The following is a 20,036-nucleotide window of genomic DNA, read 5'->3' as shown; positions in this document are numbered from 1 at the left end:
TCATCATGGAAAATAAAACAGTAACAATGGCACACGGAGCCGGTGGAAAACAGACCTCTGAACTGATCGACCAGGTGTTTAAAGCACATTTTGCGAACAAGGATCTGACAGCTGATGATGCAGCAGTATTAGTTCCTCCTACAGGCAAAATGGCAGTATCTACCGATGGTTTCATCGTATCTCCGGCGTTCTTTCCGGGAGGAAATATCGGAAAATTGTCTATCTGCGGAACTGTCAATGACCTTGCCTGCATGGGAGCAAAACCATTGTATCTTACCTGCGCATTTGTAATTGAAGAGGGATTTCCGATGGAAAAACTGGAAGAAATTGCTGCAGCCATGGAGAAAACGGCAAAAGAAGCAGGAGTACATATCGTATCAGGAGATACAAAGGTTGCAGGAAAAGGCCAGGTGGACGGAGTCTTTATCACTACGACCGGAATGGGTGAGATCGAAGAAGGAGTAACCGTTGGCGGAGAACTGGCAAAATCGGGGGATGCGATCATTGTAACCGGTGATATCGGACGCCATGGATGCACGATTCTGTTAGAGAGAGAAGATTTTGGAATTGATGTTGACGTGACCAGTGACTGTGCACCTTTATGGAATACGGTAAAAGCAGTCATGGATACCACACACAATCTGCACGTGATCCGTGATGCAACCAGAGGCGGTGTCGGAACTGTCCTGTATGAGATTGCAGGACAGAGTAACGTGGGTATTCGCTTAAATGCAGCAGCAGTTCCGGTACAGCCGGAAGTAAAAGGAGTCTGTGGAATGCTTGGACTGGAACCTTTATACCTGGCATGTGAGGGAAGACTTGTCATTATGGCGCCAAAGGAAGAGGCTGAAGGAATTGTAGAAACCTTGCGAAAATGTCCATATTCCGAAAATGCAGCGATCATCGGTGAAGTGATCGCAGAAGAACCTGGAAGAGTTATCATGGAGACCGAGATCGGCACACAGGCACTGCTTCCACAGCCGGGAGGAGAGCTGTTACCAAGAATCTGTTAAACAGGAGGAATCAGGGCATGGACACCAGAGTGGCAGTTATTTCAATTATTGTAGAACAGGAAGATGCGATCGAAGAATTAAATACTTTGCTCCATGAGGCATGTCAGTATATTATTGGCAGAATGGGTATCCCATACCGCTCGAAAGGGATTAGTATTATCAGCATTGCAATCGATGCACCGCAGGATAAGATCAGTGCACTTTCCGGAAAAATCGGACATTTAAAAGGAGTATCTGCAAAAACAGCATATTCAAAGGTCATTACTCCGGCGGAAGGAGGAATAAAGGATTGATCAGGATCGCAGTATATGGAAAAGGCGGAATTGGAAAATCTACGACTGTTTCCAATGTAGCGGCAGCATTGGCTGAGATGGGGCTTAGAGTGATGCAGATCGGATGCGATCCGAAAGCGGATTCTACCATTTTACTTCGTCACGGAGAAGCAGTTCCGGCAGTGCTCGATTTATATAACAAAAAAAAGCAATCACTGCAGTTAGAAGGTATGATACGCATTGGCTATAATAATGTCATCTGTGTGGAAGCCGGAGGACCGACGCCAGGGTTTGGCTGTGCAGGTCGTGGAATCATCACGGCGCTGGAAAAGCTGAAAGAACTGGGAGCCTATGAGGTATACAAACCGGATGTGGTTTTATATGATGTACTTGGAGATGTAGTCTGTGGAGGATTTTCCATGCCGATGCGAAATGGTTACGCTGACAAAGTATTTATTCTTACATCCGGGGAAAATATGGCGATTCATGCGGCGGCAAATATCGCCATGGCAGTGCAGAACTTTAAAAATCGTGGATATGCAGGGCTTGGCGGACTGATTTTGAACCGCAGGGATGTTCCGAGGGAAGAAGAAAAAGTGGCAGAACTGGCAGATGATTTCCAGACAGCAGTCATTGGTACGTTATCACACAGCAGTCAGGTAGCGCTGGCGGAAGAACAGCAGAAAACATTGATGGAGTGCTATCCTGAAAGTGAAATGGCAGAGGAATACCGTGCACTTGCGGTGCAGATGTACCGGATATGTGGTGGTGTTTTGAAAGATGAAAACGATGCTGTAAGGGATGAATATATGCATAAATATATAGACGAGCATATGGATAAATATACGGACGAACGTATGAATGAACATATAAATGAATGCATGAATGGACAGACACAGGAGGATGTGTAATGTTACGTCGTATGGGTGAAACGGTTGATCCGAAAGGCGCAGTGGTAAAAATAAAAGATGCTTCCTTCCCGGCGCCATTTGCTTCGGAGCTGGAATATAATTCTCCGGTGCATGGCAACTGGAATATTGTACATACAGGGATGCAGGTCCCGGAATCCATTCAGATCTATGTCTGTGCAGATAACTGTATGCGTGGTGTCGTGCTGACAGCGGCAGAAATGAATGCAGCAGACCGTTTTTCCTTCGTCATTTTGGAAGAGCAGGATCTTTTAAACAGCAACCTGGAAGATATTACCATTGAGGGTGTGACAGATGTGCTGAACAAACGCGGGGATCATCCGAAGGCGGTTTTGTTGTTTACAGTCTGTCTGCACCATTTTGTGGGAAGCAATCTGGATTACATTTACAGTGAACTGGAGCATCGTTTCCCGGATATCTGCTTTATCCGCTGTTATATGGATCCGATCATGCAGAAGCATGGATTAACTCCGGATCAGAAACTGCGCAAAGCAATGTATGATCCGCTTCCGGTCTGCGAACCAAATGCGAAAACAGTATCTGTATTTGGTAGTGATTTTGCGCTGGATGAGAGCAGTGATATTAAGCGTTTATTGAAACGATATGAGTATACAGTGCAGGAATTACCTGCCTGTAAAACATGGCAGGATCTGCTGGATATGAGCAAAGGCAGTCTGTTTATCGACTGCTATCCGGCAGGAAAATACGGAATGGAGACACAGGCAGAGCGTCTGGGACGTAAATGTTTGTATTTGCCGGGCAGTTTTGACTATGATGAGATTGAGAGACAGCTAAAGCAGCTGACAGATGTACTTGGACTGCCAGAATTAACAGAAAACGAATTAGCGCATGAACGAGAAAACTGTGAGGAGGCATTGACAAGAGCAAAAGATTTGATCAAAGATATGCCCATCACTTTGGACTATCTGTATCATCCAAGACCCCTTGGACTGGCAAAGCTGCTTCTGACGCATGGCTTTTGTGTGAAAGCAGTTTATCTGGATGGAATCAGCCCGAAAGAAAAAGACGAGTTTATCTGGCTGCAGGAGCATGCACCGGAACTTGAGCTGATCGCAACCATTCAGGTGAAGATGCGTGTACTGCCAAGAGGTGGCAGTGAGGAAGTACTTGCCATTGGACAGAAAGCAGCCTATTTCAGCCGAAGCCGTCACTTTGTCAATCTGGTACAGGGAGAAGGTCTGTATGGATTTGACGGGATCAGAAGAACGGCGGAGCTGATGATGGAGGCGTATCGAGAAGAAAAGGACACAGAGAAACTTGTAGTGCAAAAAGGATGGGGGTGCGAGTGCTGCCTATGAGACAATCTTATCGAATCATACCAATTTATACGGCAGATGTATCTGGTGTCTGTTCCGCACTGTATGAACTTGGCGGAATGACAGTGATGCATGACCCTTCCGGATGCAATTCTACATACAATACCCATGATGAGATCCGCTGGTATGATCAGGACAGCCTGATCTTTATTTCAGGACTTACAGAAATCGATGCGATTATGGGAAATGACCGGAAATTTATTGACGATATCGAGCATGCAGCCCGTGAACTGCACCCGAAATTTATCGCACTGGCAGGCTCACCGATCCCATTTATGAATGGAACGGATTTCCCGGCAATTGCGCGCGTGATCGAGACAGAAACCGGAATTCCGACATTTTCTGTGCCGACAAATGGCATGAATGACTATATCTATGGAGCAGGAATTGCACTGGAACAAATCGCCCGGCGGTTTGTTAAAGAGCCTGACAGGCAGAAGAAAGATCAATCTTCTTTGCGAAGTGTAAATCTATTAGGCGTGACACCACTGGATTTTGGACCACAGGAAAACGTAGAGGTATTAAAAGAAAATCTGAAAAAATACGGATGGAACGTTTTATCTACATGGGCGATGGGAGATGACCTGGAAACTCTGCAAAAAGCAGGGAAAGCAACTGTCAATCTGGTGATGTCTGCAGTGGGAATGCGGGCGGCAAAGGTCCTCTGGGAAAGATACAAAATACCATATGTGATCGGAACGCCAAACCAGTGGCTGGCAGAAGATATTTCAAATGCATTGGAGACAGCAATCGCGCGATGCACTGCAGAAACACAGCAGTCTGTAACTACACAGCAGTCTACAATCGAGCAGTACTCTACAGTCACAGACGGGGCTTCAGCTGCACAGCAGGCAGACCCTGCGGCTCTATATCTGCAGAACCGCATGCAGCAGAATGCAGAGATCACTCTGATTGGAGAACCTGTCACGATGGGATCGCTGGCAGCAGGTATCGAAAAGAAATATGGACATTCGACCCGTGTATTCTGTCCGTTGAAAGGATGCGAAGCTTTACTTGGCAAAAAAGACAAAGTAGTACTGGGAGAAGAAGCAATGGAAGAAGCACTGAAAGATTCCAAAATCATCGTAGCAGACCCACTGTACCGACCAATCTGTCCAAAGAGCAGCACCTTTTATGAACTTCCGCATGTAGCATTTTCGGGAAGAATATATTTATAGTGAACTGTAACACTGTTGCAGGGGAGAAGAAAGAATTGTTATATATCCGTTTGACATGAACTTACAGTGGAGAGTATACTTGACTTACATATACGTTACTGAGAACAGAGCGGTTTTATCCGCTTAATCTGTTTATGATGAGGAAAGGAATATAATCTTCAGAAAATATACTGGGGTGAACATGAGATATGGATAAAGAGATGTTAAGTGGTCAGTTCCTGGAACAATCAACACCTGATGGGGAAGGGATGGGCAGAAAAGATCAGTATCTGCTGAGGCAGCGTACAGCAGTCGTAGGTGCGCTCAGCAATATCTTTTCAGTCAGGAAAGAACGTCTGCAGGAAATAGAACTTCAGAAAGCATATGTTGCAGCAGAAGCTGCAAGTAAAGCGAAAACAGATTTTCTGTTTAATATGTCCCATGATATCCGTACACCGATGAATGCGATCATTGGTTTTACAGATCTTCTGGAAAAACATTTGGATGATAAAGAAAAAATGCTGGATTACATAGCCAAGATCAAGACTTCCAATGAATTCCTGCTGTCACTGATAAACAATGTTTTGGAAGTAGCGAGGATTGAAAGCGGAAAAGAACGGCTGGATGAATCCGCTGAGAATATTCATGATTTTCAGCAGTCAGTATTTGTGTTATTTGATTCCCAGATGCAGCAAAGGAAGCAGATGTAAATCTGGTTGTTCTGCCCGGGAAACAGATGAAAAAATATCACTACATGATGCATTATCCCGTGCTGATGAGAGTCTGTATGAGGCAAAGAAACATAGGACAAAGAATGTATCAAAAACGCAGGAATAACACGAGGATAATTTCTCAGGGGAATATGATAAGATTAAATAAATACAAGAATACACAGGCAGAAAAATGGAGGATCTGAATATGAGAGTACTGATCACGGGTACAAATTCCGGGATTGGAAAGGGTATTGCAGATAAATTTTTGAAAGAAGGACATACAGTTATCGGGATTGACCGCAGGAAAGCATCCATACAGCATGAGAGTTATACACATATCTGTATGGATATCCGCGATAAGGCGCAGTATCCGGAATTAGAGCCATTTGACATTGTGGTCAACAATGCAGGGGTGCAGAACGAAGAGGATATCGATGTAAATTTAAAAGGAACGATTGCCATTACCGAGAAATATGGAATACATCCGGGGATTAAAGCAGTCCTTATGATTGGTTCTGCCAGTGGGCATAACGGTTCTGAATTTCCGGAATATGTTGCAAGTAAAGGAGGAGTCCTTTCCTATACAAAGAATGTTGCTCTCCGCATTGCAAAATATGGAGCAACCTGCAACAGCCTTGATTTCGGAGGCGTTCTGACGGAACTGAATAAACCGGTTATGGAGGATGAAGCTTTGTGGAGCGAGATCATGGAGCAGACCCCTCTGAAACGCTGGATGACAGTAGAAGAAGCTGCAGACTGGGCCTATTTTATGACAGTCACAAACCGTTTCTGCACCGGACAGAATATCCTGATAGATGGTCTGGAAGCGGGAAATGCGCATTTTGTATGGCCGGAGGAGTAGTTATTGTTTAACCAGATCAGGTAAGGGGCAAAGAGGAGAATTTTATCTGTTTTACCAATAGCGAGCAGAGATACTTGTAAAAAGCAGGTATCTCTGTTTTTATTCGTTCCGGCGATAATATTCATTGAGAAATCGAATATTTTACAGTATAATGAAATGAATACGCCCTGCGAAAAGCTTTACTTTTCTTTGTGCGGTCAGTAAGTTGATAAAAGGGAGTATTAGAATAATTTTTGGATGAGGAAAAAGAAATGAAGGAATTTATCAGTGAAACAATTATGGAGAAATATGAATTCCGTAATATCAGACCGGAAGAAACAGATCAGGCAGTACAGATAGAACAGATCTGTTTTCCGCCAAATGAGGCGTGCTCAGAGAAGCATATGACAGAAAGAATACAGAAAGTTTCAGAACTCTTTCTGGTCGCAGTGGATAAAAAGACTGGCAAAATAGCCGGTTTTTTAAATGGAAGCGCAACAGATGAGGAAGTTTTCCGTGATGAATTTTTCACAGATGTTACGTTAAACAACCGGAATGGAAAGAACATTATGCTTCTGGGGCTTGACGTACTGCCGGAATACAGAGGGCAGGGACTCGCAAGAGAACTGATGCATCAGTATCTGAGAAGAGAGAAAGAAAACGGCAGAGAGAAAGTTTTTCTTACCTGTCTGGATAACAAAGTGGAGATGTACACTAAAATGGGATACAAGGATCTGGGAATCTCAGGCTCTTCATGGGGTGGCGAAGAATGGCATGATATGTTATATGAATTGTAACTTTGAATGATTAAGTAAGTAGTGAAGCGGATATTTTTATCTGCCCGAATAATAATATAGAAAGAGCAAATGATGAAAAGAGAAAAAGACCATGCATTTTACAACAAATTATGGAGTCTGATGATCCCTATCGTGCTGCAGAATCTGATGCTGGCTCTGGTAGCAGTAGCGGATGCATTTATGCTTGGAGGAATGGATCAGAACTATATGTCTGCCGTTTCCCTGGCAACACAGATCCAGTTTATCCAGAACATGTTTCTGTCAGCAGCAACTGCAAGTCTCGGAATTCTGGGTGCACAGTACTGGGGAAAAGGCGACATTAAGACTCTGGATGCCATCTTCTGTATGGCACTTCGCTTATGTGGACTGGTATCCGTAATATTCTTTGCAGGATGTGTTTTCTTCGGAAAATATCTCATGTTGATCTTTACAAATGAGAGTGTACTGATTGACTATGGTATCAGTTATTTGAGAATTGCAGGATTTTCCTATCTGCTTACAGGAATTTCACAGTGTTACCTCGTTATCATGAAGACCAGTGAGCATGCAAAGACAACCGCCGTGATCAGTTCTGCGACTGTATGTATCAATATTATTCTAAATGCAGTATTTATCTATGGTGCATTGGGGATTACACCGATGGGAGTAAGAGGTGCGGCAGTAGCAACTTTGATCGCAAGGATTATTGAACTTGGATGTTCCGTAGCTGTTTCCTATCGAAAAGGATATATTCATCCGAATATGGATCAGTTATTCCAGAGAGATAAGCAGTTATCACAGGATTTCAGAAAGTGTGCACTTCCGCTTCTGGGAGCATGCCTTTTCTGGGGAATCGGATTTACTTCTTATTCTTCCTTTATGGGACATCTTGGAGTAGATGCTGCTGCCGCTAATTCAGTTGCAGCGGTTGTAAGAGATATGATCTGCTGCTTCAGTGCCGGAATCTCCAGTGCTGCTGGAATTATGGTAGGAAATGAACTGGGAGCCGGAAATCTGGAGAGAGGAAAGGCTTACGGCATTCGCCTACTGAAGATTTCACTGGTATGTGGAGCTGCTATGGCACTTTTGATGGTGATATCGGCACCGATTATTCTACATTTTGTGAAACTGACACCGCAGGCAGCAGGATATCTGAAGGGAATGTTTGCAGTGATTGCAGTTTATATGATCGGACGCGCAGTGAATGATGTTACGATCAACGGAATCTTTGGAGCCGGTGGGGATACCATGTTTGATATGTACAGCCTTGCTGTATGCATGTGGTGTCTCGCGATTCCGCTGGCTGTAGCCGGAACCTACTTTTTCCACTGGCCTGTAGTGCTCGTATATGCATGTACCTGCATTGATGAGGTTGGTAAACTGCCGTGGGTGCTGTATCATTTTCGAAAATATAAATGGGTAAAAGACCTGACGCATTAGAAGAATTGTGATAAAATGAAAAAAAATACAGTTGCTGTTCTGCGAAACGTATTATTGAAAACGGAGTGAACAGTAACAAAATACAGCGGATGAATGACCGTATTATGGACTATATTCCGCAAAATAATAACTTAACTGAATGGAAGGTGAGAAAAAGTTGAACGCATTACAAACCTTAAAGACGTATTTTGGCTACGATACATTCAGAGAAGGGCAGGAGAGTATTGTGGAGTCCATCCTGAAACATCAGGATGTGCTTGCAATCATGCCGACAGGAGCAGGTAAATCTATCTGCTATCAGATTCCGGCGCTTATGCTGCCGGGCATTACACTTGTAATTTCCCCGCTGATCTCTCTGATGCAGGATCAGGTAAAAGCCCTGAATGAGGCGGGGATCCATGCTGCATTTATTAATTCTTCCCTCACGGAAAATCAGATCAGCAAAGCTCTGTATCTGGCAGCTGGGGGAAGATACAAAATCATCTATGTGGCTCCTGAACGTCTGGAAAACTACGAATTTCTGGAATTTGCCAGACATGTAGAAATTTCTATGGTAACGGTGGACGAAGCACACTGTATTTCCCAGTGGGGACAGGACTTCCGCCCGAGCTATCTCAAAATTGTAGAATTTGTCCGTAATCTTCCCAAAAGACCAATCGTCAGCGCATTTACAGCGACAGCCACAGAAGAAGTAAAGAATGATATTCTCTGTACCTTAAATCTGTTTGATCCGGCAGTTGTTGTTACCGGATTTGACAGAAGGAATTTATATTACAGTGTAGAAAATATCCGCCGTAAAGATGACTTTGTGATGGAATATATAGAGAAACATCCGACAGAAAGTGGAATCATTTACTGTGCAACAAGAAAGAATGTAGATAACCTGTTTGAAATGCTCTTCAAAAAAGGTGTTCCTGTTACCAGATATCATGCAGGACTTAACAATGAGAGCAGAAAGCAGAACCAGGACGATTTCATTTATGACAGAACGCCGGTGATCGTGGCGACGAATGCTTTTGGAATGGGAATTGATAAATCGAATGTGCGTTATGTGATCCATTATAATATGCCGCAGAGCATGGAGAATTACTATCAGGAAGCAGGACGTGCAGGTCGTGACGGGGAAAATTCCCAGTGCATTTTGCTGTTTTCTCCGCAGGATGTAATGATCAACAGGATGCTTCTGGATAACAAAGATTTCTCTGATGTGGAGGAGGACGATGAATATCTGATCCGTCAGAGGGATATCCGCAGACTTCAGATCATGGAAGGCTACTGTAAGACAACAGGATGTCTGAGAAATTATATTCTGGAATATTTCGGGGAGGAGACATCAGGTCCATGTGACAATTGTGGAAACTGTCATCGGGAATACCATGAAGTAGATATGACAGCAGAAGCAAAACAGGTAGTCAACTGCGTGGCAGAAACCAGAGGAAGATACGGACTGACAATCGTACTGGGCACACTTATAGGGGCAAAGCGGGCACGCCTGCGGGAACTCGGAACAGATAAGTATAAATCTTATGGTGCATTGAGTGATCACAGCGAAGCAGAACTCAGAACCCTGATCAACCAGATGGTAGAAATGGGATATTTATACCAGACACAGGAACGTTACAGTGTTCTGAGACTGGGAAATATTACTCCTTTAAAAGATGAAAATACGCACGTAGTCATGCGTACTTATGAAGAAAAAGAGCCGGATAAAAAGAAAAAGACCGCAAAATCTGTCCGAAAACGCAGTACAGATGCACTTACATCTGCAGGCTATGATTTATTTGAAGCATTGCGGAAACTGCGTCTGGAAATCGCACGGGAAGAGTCCATGCCGCCATATATTGTATTCAGTGACAAGACGCTGATCGATATGTGTGTGAAGAAGCCGTCCAATGAATCTGAAATGTTGGAAGTTTCCGGTGTGGGAGAAAATAAGTTAAAGAAATATGGTCAGAGATTTCTGGAAGAAATTCAGAATTTCTGCAGAGACCGCCCTGATGCAGTTTTGAGTATGCCTGAATCCTGAGACATACAGATGAAATGAGGTTAGGACCCCAAGTTCAAATGCCTTATCGTGCAAGCACGAACGGCTTTTTGACTCTGATATCATGAAATAAAAGAATCACAGGAAAACGAAAGAAAAAAACAAGAAAAGGAAACAAAAGAAGGAAACGAGAAATGGAAATAAAGATGGAGAAGAAAACAGGAAGAATCACAAAAGTTCTGGTCTGCATGCTTGCGGTATTCTGCTTTTTTGCAATTTCTGTACAGGCCCAGGCAGCAGCGAAGAAAGAAATTTCAGCAAAAGTAAACGGAAGTGTGAAAGCAGTACTGGAGAAGCAGGGCGATTTCTGGCATCTTACAACAGGAGATGAAGAGGAGGATGCACAGATTTTATCCTCCAGGATTGTGTATCTGAAAACGACCAAAGGAAGCGATATCACAACCGGCTATTATGCATTTAATAAAAAAGGAATCCTGGATCTACGAAGAACATTTCATGTGCTGGATACCAAAATCATGGATACACGCTTTAAAGGAAAATATTACTTCGGAGGAGAGAACGGAAAAATCTGGGTAAATAAGCGTGGCTGGACTCAGATTGGAAAAAAGAAATATTATCTTTCCAGAACTGGAAGAATGTATGTAAATACATGGGTGCAGGGGTATTATCTGAAAGGTGACGGTCAGATTGCAAAGAATATGAAGACACCGGATGGCAGTTATGTGGACTGTGATGGCCGCAAATGTAAAAAAGAAGAAATGTCTCTGAGTAGTCTGAAAAAGCAGCTGCAGTCAATGATCAATGGATACAGCGGAGAATGGTCTGTATATGTTAAAGACCTCAAAACAGGTGATGTGATTTCCATTAATGATAAAGCAATGAAGCCGGCCAGTGTAATCAAGTTGTTTACAATGGCTGCAACTTATGATGGTATTAAAAGTGGAAGAATTCAGAAGACAAGCAGCGTGAACAGTCTGCTGGAAGACATGATCACAGTCAGCGACAATGAATCCTTTAATGAACTGGTTCGAAGAAACAGTTCCTACAGAAGCTTTACAAATGGATGCAGCGTGATCAACCAATATCTGAAGAAAGTGGGATGTACCAAAACAGGATGCCACAGCAGTCTTCATCCTTCCAGTTCTTCCTTTACCTGGGATGGTCAGACAAACATGGCATCTGCAAAAGATGCGGGACTGATTCTGGAGAAAATTTATAAAGGCCAGTGTGTGTCTGCGAAATATTCAAAAGAGATGTTAAATCTTTTGCTGCGACAGACAAGAAGATGGAAAATCCCGGCAGGACTTCCGGCAGGAACAAAATGCGCAAACAAAACCGGAGAAAACGACAGCTGCCAGAATGACGTGGCAATAGTTTACGGCAAAAAGACAAATTATGTTGTCTGCATTTTTGCGCAGACTTATGAGGGAAGCGGAGTAAGTGGTATCCGCGCACTGTCTTCAAAAATTTACAGGGCATTGAATAACTGATTTACCAAAATCAATAAGAACCGTACATGAATCATATGTCTGGCGGGGTAAAAACAGGAGGGAGTATGAATATCCAAAATTATACAGAGGAACTGATCAATCTGAGACACCATTTTCATCAGCACCCAGAGCTTGCACTCCACGAAGTGGAAACATCGGCATATATCCGAAGATATTTGGAAAAACTGGGATATGTGATCAAACCTGTGGAACCTACGGGATTGATCGCAGAACTTCCCTCCCTGATAGATCGGGAGAAACTCATTGTACTCCGGGCGGAAATGGATGCACTTCCTATAAAAGAGCAGACGGGGCTTTCTTATGCGTCCGTGAATCAGGGATGTATGCATGCCTGCGGACATGATTGTATTCTTGCATCAGCATTGATCCTGGCGAAGATTGTGGCAGAGGAACAGGAGAACTTTCCGGTAAGGCTGCGTTTCCTCTTTGAACCTGCGGAGGAGATTGGTGAAGGCGCAAAGAGGATGTTGCAGGCAGGAGCACTGGAGAATCCAAAAGCAGATGCATTTCTGATGTTTCACTATGCTGCAGATATGACACTGGGAATGGCAGTGCATCAGGGACAGGCATCCTCGATGATCAACAGCATGCAGATACATGTTCATGGAAAATCAAGCCACTGGTGTGAGGCAGACAAGGGAATTGATGCAATCTATGCTGCATCCCAGGTGGTAAATGCCATTCATGATCTGAGTGAGAATTTCGGAAAACAGCATCCTAATGCAGGTAAATATATTATAGGAACCGGTACGATCCATGGCGGTGAATATACAAATATCATTGCAGACCATGTAGTATTGAATGGAAACATCCGGGCTGTTCATGAGAAAACATATATGGCGTTGGAACAGGAACTGGAGAAATGTCTGAAGAAGATCGAACAGCAGACAGGAACACAGATCTGTATGGAATTTCCAAAAGATCCAGTGTATGCATTTGTCAACGATGATGAACTGGTAGAGACTGCAAAAGCAGTGGGAGAGGAAGTGTTCGGAGACAAATTTGTTCTGGAAGGGGAAGATGAACTGTTTTTATCCGGGGATAATGCCTACAGATACTTCAAAGAGACCAGAGGACTTTTTTCCGTATTTCTTGCAGGGATTCCGGGACAAGAACATCCTCTGCATCATCCGAAATTTCAGCTGGATGAGAGGATACTGCCGTATAGTGTAGAGGCACTATATAAGATTATTACAAGGTTATAGAAGATAGACAGCGAGGTGGATGAATTTTATCTGCTTCGCTGTTTTTTATATCATAAAAAATTATTCCATAATATTGCTATGACATACAAAGTCATCCGGGAAGGACCGCATTGAATTACAGTGGAGAGGGCTTATGTATGTTGCTAAAGCGTCTTATCACAGACGTTTTTTATAATTTGAGAAAATTTCCCCAAAAAGACTTGAAAACTGTACTAAAATGGTATAAAATAAGATCGGAAACAAAAACATGAATACAAAAGAGTTTATAGAACACACTATATTAAGAAAGAATCGAGGGCGCGGAAATTATGAAGATTACAGATACGATCAAATATGTTGGGGTAAACGATCATCAGGTAGACTTATTCGAAGGACAGTACGCAGTTCCAAACGGAATGGCATATAATTCCTATGTGATTCTGGATGAGAAAGTAGCAGTTATGGATACTGTAGATGCTAATTTCAAACACGAATGGCTGGACAATCTGGAGCAGGTACTGGACGGACGTAAACCAGATTATCTGATCGTGCAGCATATGGAACCGGACCACGCAGCAAACGTAGCTAATTTCCTGGAAGTATATCCGGGTACAACTGTAGTAGCCAATGCGAAGACATTTGTTATGATCAAGAACTTCTTCGGACTGGATCTGGAAGGACAGAAACTGGAAGTAGAGAATGGTTCCACATTAAGTCTTGGAAATCATAACCTTACTTTCGTATTTGCACCAATGGTACACTGGCCGGAAGTTATGGTCACCTATGACAGCACAGATAAAGTTCTCTTCTCCGCAGACGGATTTGGCAAATTCGGTGCCCTTGATGTAGAAGAAGACTGGGACGATGAAGCAAGAAGATATTTTATCGGCATTGTAGGCAAATACGGCGCACAGGTACAGAGACTTCTGAAAGTTGCAGCAACACTGGATATCCAGATCGTCTGTCCATTGCATGGTCCTGTACTCACAGAGAATCTGGGACATTATATCGGACTTTATGATACCTGGTCCTCTTACACACCTGAAGAAGAGGGAATTGTAGTTGCCTACACTTCTGTATATGGACATACAAAAGCAGCAGTCAATCAGTTTGTTGAGAAATTAAAGAGCAAAGGATGTCCGAAAGTAGTTGTCTATGACCTGGCAAGAGATGATATGTCTCAGGCGCTCAGCGATGCTTTCCGTTACAGCAAACTGGTGCTTGCAACCACTACCTATAATGCAGGAATCTATCCATTTATGAATGACTTTATCACTCGCCTTGTAGAGCATAATTTCCAGAACCGCACAGTAGGTCTGATCGAGAATGGTTCCTGGGCACCTCTGGCAGCAAAAGTGATGAAAACGATGCTTTCTGAATGCAAGAAGATTGACTGGCTGGATACGACTGTAAAGATCATGTCTGCAGTAAATCAGGATAACAAAGATCAGATGGAAGCAATGGCTTCTGAACTCTGCCAGGAATACATTGCAAAGAATGATGAGCTGGCAAATAAGAATGATATGACAGCATTATTCCGTATCGGATACGGTCTGTATGTAGTAACATCCAATGATGGCAAGAAGGATAACGGACTGATCGTCAATACAGTTACACAGTTGACAGACTCTCCGTTCCGTGTGGCAGTTAATATCAATAAGACAAACTATTCCCACCATGTTATCAAACAGACTGGTGTGATGAATGTAAACTGTCTCTCTGTAGAAGCACCATTCTCTGTATTTGAGCAGTTCGGTTTCCAGAGTGGAAGAAGTGCAGACAAATTTGCAGGGCAGAAAGTGAACCGTTCCGATAACGGTCTGGTATTCCTGGATAAATACATCAACGCATTCATGTCCCTGAAAGTAGAGCAGTATGTAGACCTTGGAACTCATGGAATGTTTATCTGCAGCGTGACAGAAGCCCGTGTGGTAAACGACCAGGAGACTATGAGCTACACCTACTATCAGAAGAATGTAAAACCAAAACCAGAGACAGAAGGAAAGAAAGGCTTTGTATGTAAAGTCTGCGGATATATTTATGAAGGTGATGAACTTCCGGAAGATTACATCTGCCCGCTTTGCAAACATGGAGCAGTAGATTTTGAGCCGATCGGATAATTTTTCGGGCAGATTCAAATACCAGCTGGATATGAGTAAAAGTGAAGTGAAATAGAAATAACAATAGGAAACAGACGGTGAGATAAGCCGTCTGTTTTTGTGTACTAAAATAATTAGTTAAAGAAAATAAATAGCGGGATTTTCCTTGATAATCTCCCAGAGTCTGATAAAATAGGAAGTAACCAAAAAATTTACAAAATTTTTTGTAAATTTTAACAACCAGTAAAGGGAAGGCACAAGACATACTTATGATAACATTAAATGATTATTTATACTCCGGTGATACGGTACTGAAAATTTTACAGAGATATATTGAAGACTTGCGAAAAGATGCAAAGAAAAACCGCAATGAAATTGATCTGATCCACTGTAATTTTCTTATCCAGATCAAGGAATTGCTTGAACATAACGATTTCCTGACAGCACAGTCCCAGAAAATCAGAGAGTTTTATAAATATATGACTCATGAATATCCATTTCTGGCTTTTACAGTGAAAGGACGTATTAAATCTCTGATCCGCGCGGAAGAGAAATTTAACGGATACATTGTAGAATACATTTACGATTACTACACGAAAAACGGAACCTATCCGCCTATCTCAGAACTGAAGAATAAACTGAGCTGTTTTCGTGATCTGATCGCATACCGCATCGTGATCTCACTGCCGAAATGTCATCTGAAACCAGGTGAGGACAGAGAGACAGAAGAGCTGAAATATTTGTACGATATTGCAAACAGACTTCCGGGTTTCCTGGAGGAACGGGGATTTACCGCGGAGCCTGCAAACGGGGTGAAAGTAAGCCATTCTGAATTGATGGATGAACTTGCGAAGCCTTATTACAGAGATTATATTTCTGAGAAAAAAGATTCTGACTATCAGTCCTTACATATTACATTCTACGACAATAGCTCCAGATCTTATCTGGAAGTACAGATCCGGACAAAGGACATGGATGATGTAGCAGAGATCGGTGCTGCCAACCATCTTGGATACGAAAAAAAGCAGGAGAGCGAACGCGCAAGACGGGATGCCATTCCTCAGGGAGAATGCAGATATTTCGATGATGCATATGAGAGAGGAATCCGCCTGCAGACGCTGGATCTGTCAAAGCTGGATGTAAACATGTTTGCAGCAGTGAATAACAGTCTGATCAATGACGGATGTGGACTGTACAGAGGACGCCTTATTTTGCCTTATGAACATCTGTCAAGATTCCAGAATGATCTGATCGACTGACATTTGTTTTATATGTGGCCGCTTTCACTACTGAATATGATTTTCAGCAAAGAAAGCGGCCTTTTTCATACTTGCCTGCATAAATTTCATGAAAAAACAGCTTTATCCTGAATTATCTGATTAGTGATCTGCAATTCGCGCCATATATCTGCAATTCGCACCGTATACATGCAATTCACTCCGAGTATCCGAAAAAAATTGTCTATTATGGTAAAATAAATACAATAATTGGGAGTATGAAGCCCCAAAATACATTATTATTCACAACGTCTTCAGCTAATGTACCTAAAGATGCAATGAATGGTTGACTTGTGAACAATAATAAAAACATTACTGCAGAAAAAGGGGGAAAAGAATGGAAAAGACAAATAACAGACTGCTGAATGCAAAGCTGAACAAGTACATTATTCCGGGAATTATGATGTCACTGGCACTTCAGTTAGGAAACATTGTCGATACGATTTTTGTAAGTAATCTGATCGGTGTAGAAGCAATGTCTGCGATCACAATGAGTCTTCCAGTAGAGACGATCGTTCAGCTTACCGGTTACTGTCTGGGAGTCGGCGGCTCTATAGCCGTCGGAAACATGCTCGGCAAACGTGACAAGGAAAGTGCATCGAAATTGTTCACAGCTACTTTCGCAGTGACTCTTTTAGTAGGACTTTTATTTACAATCTGCGCATTCCCGGCAGCAGGACCAATCGCCAGACTTCTGGTATCCGGAGACGGTGTTCTGACAACCTATACAGGAGATTATATCCGCGTCAGCATGCTTGGTGCTCCGGTGATCGGAATTGGTCTGATGATGGTAAGTTATCTTGGTGTTGAGAACCACCCGGAACTGGCATCTGTATATCTGATCGCAGCCAACGTAATAAACCTTGTGCTTGACTACATCTTCCTCAGATTTACGCCGCTGGGAGTTACAGGTGCATCTTTATCAACGGTACTTGGTTTCCTGATCGCAATGGTAGTTTTTGTACGTTACATTCGTTCTGATAAACGAAACATCCAGTTTGTCAGGATGAAAGTCAGTGATTTTGGAATCATCAAAGAAGCCATTGTGACAGGCGTGCCGATGCTTATCTTCATGGCAGCCAACTTTATAAAAGCACTTGGGCTGAATACGATCATTATGAATCAGATCGGCGAAGAGGGAATGGCAGTATTTACTGTCTGCGATAATGTTCTGCTGATCGTTGAAATGCTGACAGGAGGAATCATCGGTGTGATCCCGAATGTTGCAGGAATTCTCTTTGGAGAGAAAGATTATGTAGGAATCCGTGTTCTCTGCAAAAAGATGCTGAAATACAGTTATATAGTGCTGGCGGTCATATTTGTGGCTATCATGCTGTTTACTGAACAGATCACAATCCTGTTCGGAAGTGATGGAGGAGAACTGGGAGTACATATGGTTTCTGCACTGCGTCTCTTTGCCGTATGCGTGATCCCGTATCTCTGGAACAAATTTATCGTAAGCTATTATGAATCCATAGAAGAAACAGCAATTGCAAGTTTCGTTACATTCCTTGAGAATGCAGTGGCAGTTTTACCTGCAACATATGTGGGAATTTATATCTGGAAACAGATTGACGGAATTGGTATTAATGGAATTGCAGTCGGATTTGTTGCGACAGAGATCATAACCGTGATCGCGGCTTGGATCTTCAGAAAGATCAAGCACAAAAACTCAACATTCTATATTGTTCCGGATAAAAACCCGGGAACAAATCTGGATTTCTCCATTAAAAGTACAATGGAAGAAGCACAGAATGTGAATAAGAAAATCATGGAATTCTGCAAAGCAAACGGAGCATCTGCAAAGAAATCAAATCTTGCTGCTGTATGTGCAGAAGAAATGACCGTAAACATCATTAAATTCGGTGGAAAAACTTCCAACTGGATCGATATCAATCTCTGTCTGGAAGATGATACCTGCAGATTAAGAATAAGAGACAATGGAGTGAACTTTAATCCATTGGAATACAGCTATGACAGTGAGGATTTCGATATCCACGGAATCGAGCTTGTAAAGAAAATCTCAACATCAATGGATTATATCCGTGCAATTGATATGAATAATACAATTATCTCTTTTTAACAAGAGATACAAAAAATTTTCAACAAAAGCTTTTAGTCGTATGAGAGAAATATGCTTATGACAATATAATAGCAGGAGGTGCAGAAAAATGTCTGACATTAACGAAAGAAGCAGTTTTGATTTTAAGTTCCAGCCTGTAACAAAACTGTTTGAAGAACAGGTGAAACTTCATCCTGACAAATGTGCAGTGATCGCAGGAAAAGAAAGCTTTACATACGCCCAGTTAAATGAGCGGGCAAACAGAGTTGCAAATGCGCTCATCGAAAAAGGAGTAAAGCGAGAGAGCATTGTAGGAGTTGTGCTGGAACGTTGCTGCGATTTTTACACAGTGCGCCAGGGTATCCTGAAAGCCGGAGGTGCATTTGCTGTTGCAGCACCGGATTATCCGGACGACAGAATCCAGTTTATTTTTGAAGATGCAGGAGCACCATTTATCATAACAACAAAGAAAATAGAAAAGGAACACCATGAACTGTTTACAAAGCTTCCATGCACCATCCTGTTATTGGAAGAACTTCTTGAACACAAAAATGCAGAGAATCCGGATGTAGAGATCGGGGAACATGATCTCTGCTATTGTATCTATACTTCCGGTTCAACCGGAAAACCAAAAGGCGTGATGATCGAACACATCAACCTTGCCAATTTTGTAAATCCAGATCCGAAAAACGCGGAAACCTACGGTTATGTAAGCAGAGGAAGTGTATCCCTTTCCATGGCAGCTATGACATTCGACGTATCTGTCCTGGAAGAGTTTATCCCTCTCACAAATGGAATGACAGCGGTGATCGCAAGTGATGAGGAGATTGAGAATCCGATCATGCTTGGCAAAGTGATCACAGAAAACAAAGTTGATATCATGACAACAACACCTACCTACCTCTCAAACATGATCGATCTGCCACAGCTTCAGGAAGCAGCTTCGCAGATCAAAGTTTTTGACGTAGGAGCAGAAGCCTTTCCACCTGCACTTTATGACAAGATCCGTTCTGTAAATCCGGATGCGCATATCATGAACGGCTATGGACCTACAGAAACAACCATCAGCTGTACAATGAAAGTGATCACTGACAGCAAAAACATTACCATCGGTGCTCCGAACGGTAATGTTAAGGTATACGTTGTTGATAAAGAAAATAGAGTTCTTCCGGACGGAGAAACCGGAGAGCTGGTAGTTGCAGGTCTGGGCGTAGGCAGAGGCTATATCAATCTGCCTGAAAAAACAGCAGATGTATTTATTGAACTGAATGGTGAAAGAGCGTACAAAACAGGTGACCTTGCAAAGATCACTCCGGACGGTGAAATTGAATTCTTCGGAAGAATTGATAATCAGATCAAACTGCGTGGCCTGAGAATTGAACTTGGAGAAATTGAAGAAGTGATCAACAGTTTCGAGGGA

At 42.7% G+C, this 20,036-nt stretch carries 15 protein-coding genes and 1 pseudogene; all 16 read left to right on the top strand.

Features of this window, described 5'->3' with window-relative positions; translation table 11 throughout:
- Positions 1 to 5: 5 nt before the first annotated feature.
- Positions 6 to 1,013 carry a hydrogenase expression/formation protein HypE gene (gene hypE / locus ACTNES_RS11065; protein ID WP_291808017.1) on the top strand — a complete coding sequence of 336 codons (1,008 nt, stop codon included), beginning with the start codon at positions 6 to 8 and terminating at the stop codon, positions 1,011 to 1,013.
- 17 nt (positions 1,014 to 1,030) lie between these two features.
- Positions 1,031 to 1,306, top strand: coding sequence for a TM1266 family iron-only hydrogenase system putative regulator (locus tag ACTNES_RS11060; protein ID WP_291808015.1), 276 nt, complete (start codon positions 1,031 to 1,033; stop codon positions 1,304 to 1,306).
- Positions 1,303 to 2,049: pseudogene (locus ACTNES_RS11055) on the top strand (nitrogenase iron protein NifH); the annotation flags it as partial. The gene ACTNES_RS11060 and the pseudogene ACTNES_RS11055, both read left to right, overlap by 4 nt.
- 146 nt (positions 2,050 to 2,195) lie before the next feature.
- Complete coding sequence (locus ACTNES_RS11050; protein ID WP_441039280.1) at positions 2,196 to 3,533, top strand: nitrogenase component 1; 1,338 nt, start codon at positions 2,196 to 2,198, stop codon at positions 3,531 to 3,533.
- The gene (locus tag ACTNES_RS11045; protein ID WP_291814315.1) at positions 3,530 to 4,729 is read left to right on the top strand and encodes a nitrogenase component 1; all 1,200 of its coding nucleotides are present in this window, start codon (positions 3,530 to 3,532) and stop codon (positions 4,727 to 4,729) included. The genes ACTNES_RS11050 and ACTNES_RS11045 overlap by 4 nt, the downstream gene beginning before the upstream one ends.
- A 188-nt stretch (positions 4,730 to 4,917) precedes the next feature.
- Complete coding sequence (locus tag ACTNES_RS11040; RefSeq protein ID WP_291808006.1) at positions 4,918 to 5,418, top strand: sensor histidine kinase; 501 nt, start codon at positions 4,918 to 4,920, stop codon at positions 5,416 to 5,418.
- A gap of 208 nt (positions 5,419 to 5,626) precedes the next feature.
- Entirely contained in the window at positions 5,627 to 6,283 is a 657-nt protein-coding gene (locus tag ACTNES_RS11035) for an SDR family NAD(P)-dependent oxidoreductase (protein WP_216460366.1), read from the top strand.
- A gap of 251 nt (positions 6,284 to 6,534) precedes the next feature.
- Positions 6,535 to 7,059 (top strand): GNAT family N-acetyltransferase, encoded by a 525-nt coding sequence (locus tag ACTNES_RS11030; RefSeq protein WP_216460367.1) that lies wholly within the window; start codon positions 6,535 to 6,537, stop codon positions 7,057 to 7,059.
- Between the two features lie 69 nt (positions 7,060 to 7,128).
- Positions 7,129 to 8,478 (top strand): MATE family efflux transporter, encoded by a 1,350-nt coding sequence (locus tag ACTNES_RS11025; protein WP_291814317.1) that lies wholly within the window; start codon positions 7,129 to 7,131, stop codon positions 8,476 to 8,478.
- 157 nt (positions 8,479 to 8,635) lie between these two features.
- Positions 8,636 to 10,504 carry a DNA helicase RecQ gene (gene recQ, locus ACTNES_RS11020; RefSeq protein ID WP_291814319.1) on the top strand — a complete coding sequence of 623 codons (1,869 nt, stop codon included), beginning with the start codon at positions 8,636 to 8,638 and terminating at the stop codon, positions 10,502 to 10,504.
- 152 nt (positions 10,505 to 10,656) lie between these two features.
- Entirely contained in the window at positions 10,657 to 11,973 is a 1,317-nt protein-coding gene (locus ACTNES_RS11015) for a serine hydrolase (protein ID WP_291814322.1), read from the top strand.
- Between the two features lie 65 nt (positions 11,974 to 12,038).
- On the top strand, positions 12,039 to 13,199 hold the full coding sequence (locus ACTNES_RS11010; RefSeq protein ID WP_291814324.1) for a M20 metallopeptidase family protein: 1,161 nt from the start codon (positions 12,039 to 12,041) through the stop codon (positions 13,197 to 13,199).
- Between the two features lie 308 nt (positions 13,200 to 13,507).
- Positions 13,508 to 15,298, top strand: coding sequence for a flavin reductase (locus ACTNES_RS11005; protein ID WP_291814326.1), 1,791 nt, complete (start codon positions 13,508 to 13,510; stop codon positions 15,296 to 15,298).
- A gap of 248 nt (positions 15,299 to 15,546) precedes the next feature.
- Positions 15,547 to 16,536, top strand: a complete 990-nt coding sequence (locus tag ACTNES_RS11000) for a guanosine polyphosphate pyrophosphohydrolase (RefSeq protein ID WP_216460373.1) — start codon at positions 15,547 to 15,549, stop codon at positions 16,534 to 16,536.
- Between the two features lie 355 nt (positions 16,537 to 16,891).
- Positions 16,892 to 18,637 (top strand): MATE family efflux transporter, encoded by a 1,746-nt coding sequence (locus tag ACTNES_RS10995; RefSeq protein WP_300336153.1) that lies wholly within the window; start codon positions 16,892 to 16,894, stop codon positions 18,635 to 18,637.
- Between the two features lie 88 nt (positions 18,638 to 18,725).
- Positions 18,726 to 20,036: amino acid adenylation domain-containing protein (locus ACTNES_RS10990; RefSeq protein WP_441039273.1), on the top strand; the 1,311-nt coding region annotated here is incomplete at its 3' end.

The sequence above is a fragment of the Blautia sp. HCP3S3_D9 genome (assembly GCF_052063845.1).
Lineage (GTDB): Bacteria > Bacillota > Clostridia > Lachnospirales > Lachnospiraceae > Blautia_A.
Note: the sequence above shows the minus strand (reverse complement) of the source record. Positions and strands in the feature narration are given on the sequence as shown.

What these genes read in the sequence shown, in the direction of transcription:
- hypE (WP_291808017.1), top strand. Translation starts at nt 6, where the DNA reads ATGGAAAATAAAACAGTAACAATGGCACACGGAGCCGGTGGAAAACAG.
- ACTNES_RS11060 (WP_291808015.1), top strand. Translation starts at nt 1,031, where the DNA reads ATGGACACCAGAGTGGCAGTTATTTCAATTATTGTAGAACAGGAAGAT.
- ACTNES_RS11050 (WP_441039280.1), top strand. Translation starts at nt 2,196, where the DNA reads ATGTTACGTCGTATGGGTGAAACGGTTGATCCGAAAGGCGCAGTGGTA.
- ACTNES_RS11045 (WP_291814315.1), top strand. Translation starts at nt 3,530, where the DNA reads ATGAGACAATCTTATCGAATCATACCAATTTATACGGCAGATGTATCT.
- ACTNES_RS11040 (WP_291808006.1), top strand. Translation starts at nt 4,918, where the DNA reads ATGGATAAAGAGATGTTAAGTGGTCAGTTCCTGGAACAATCAACACCT.
- ACTNES_RS11035 (WP_216460366.1), top strand. Translation starts at nt 5,627, where the DNA reads ATGAGAGTACTGATCACGGGTACAAATTCCGGGATTGGAAAGGGTATT.
- ACTNES_RS11030 (WP_216460367.1), top strand. Translation starts at nt 6,535, where the DNA reads ATGAAGGAATTTATCAGTGAAACAATTATGGAGAAATATGAATTCCGT.
- ACTNES_RS11025 (WP_291814317.1), top strand. Translation starts at nt 7,129, where the DNA reads ATGATGAAAAGAGAAAAAGACCATGCATTTTACAACAAATTATGGAGT.
- ACTNES_RS11015 (WP_291814322.1), top strand. Translation starts at nt 10,657, where the DNA reads ATGGAAATAAAGATGGAGAAGAAAACAGGAAGAATCACAAAAGTTCTG.
- ACTNES_RS11010 (WP_291814324.1), top strand. Translation starts at nt 12,039, where the DNA reads ATGAATATCCAAAATTATACAGAGGAACTGATCAATCTGAGACACCAT.
- ACTNES_RS11005 (WP_291814326.1), top strand. Translation starts at nt 13,508, where the DNA reads ATGAAGATTACAGATACGATCAAATATGTTGGGGTAAACGATCATCAG.
- ACTNES_RS11000 (WP_216460373.1), top strand. Translation starts at nt 15,547, where the DNA reads ATGATAACATTAAATGATTATTTATACTCCGGTGATACGGTACTGAAA.
- ACTNES_RS10995 (WP_300336153.1), top strand. Translation starts at nt 16,892, where the DNA reads ATGGAAAAGACAAATAACAGACTGCTGAATGCAAAGCTGAACAAGTAC.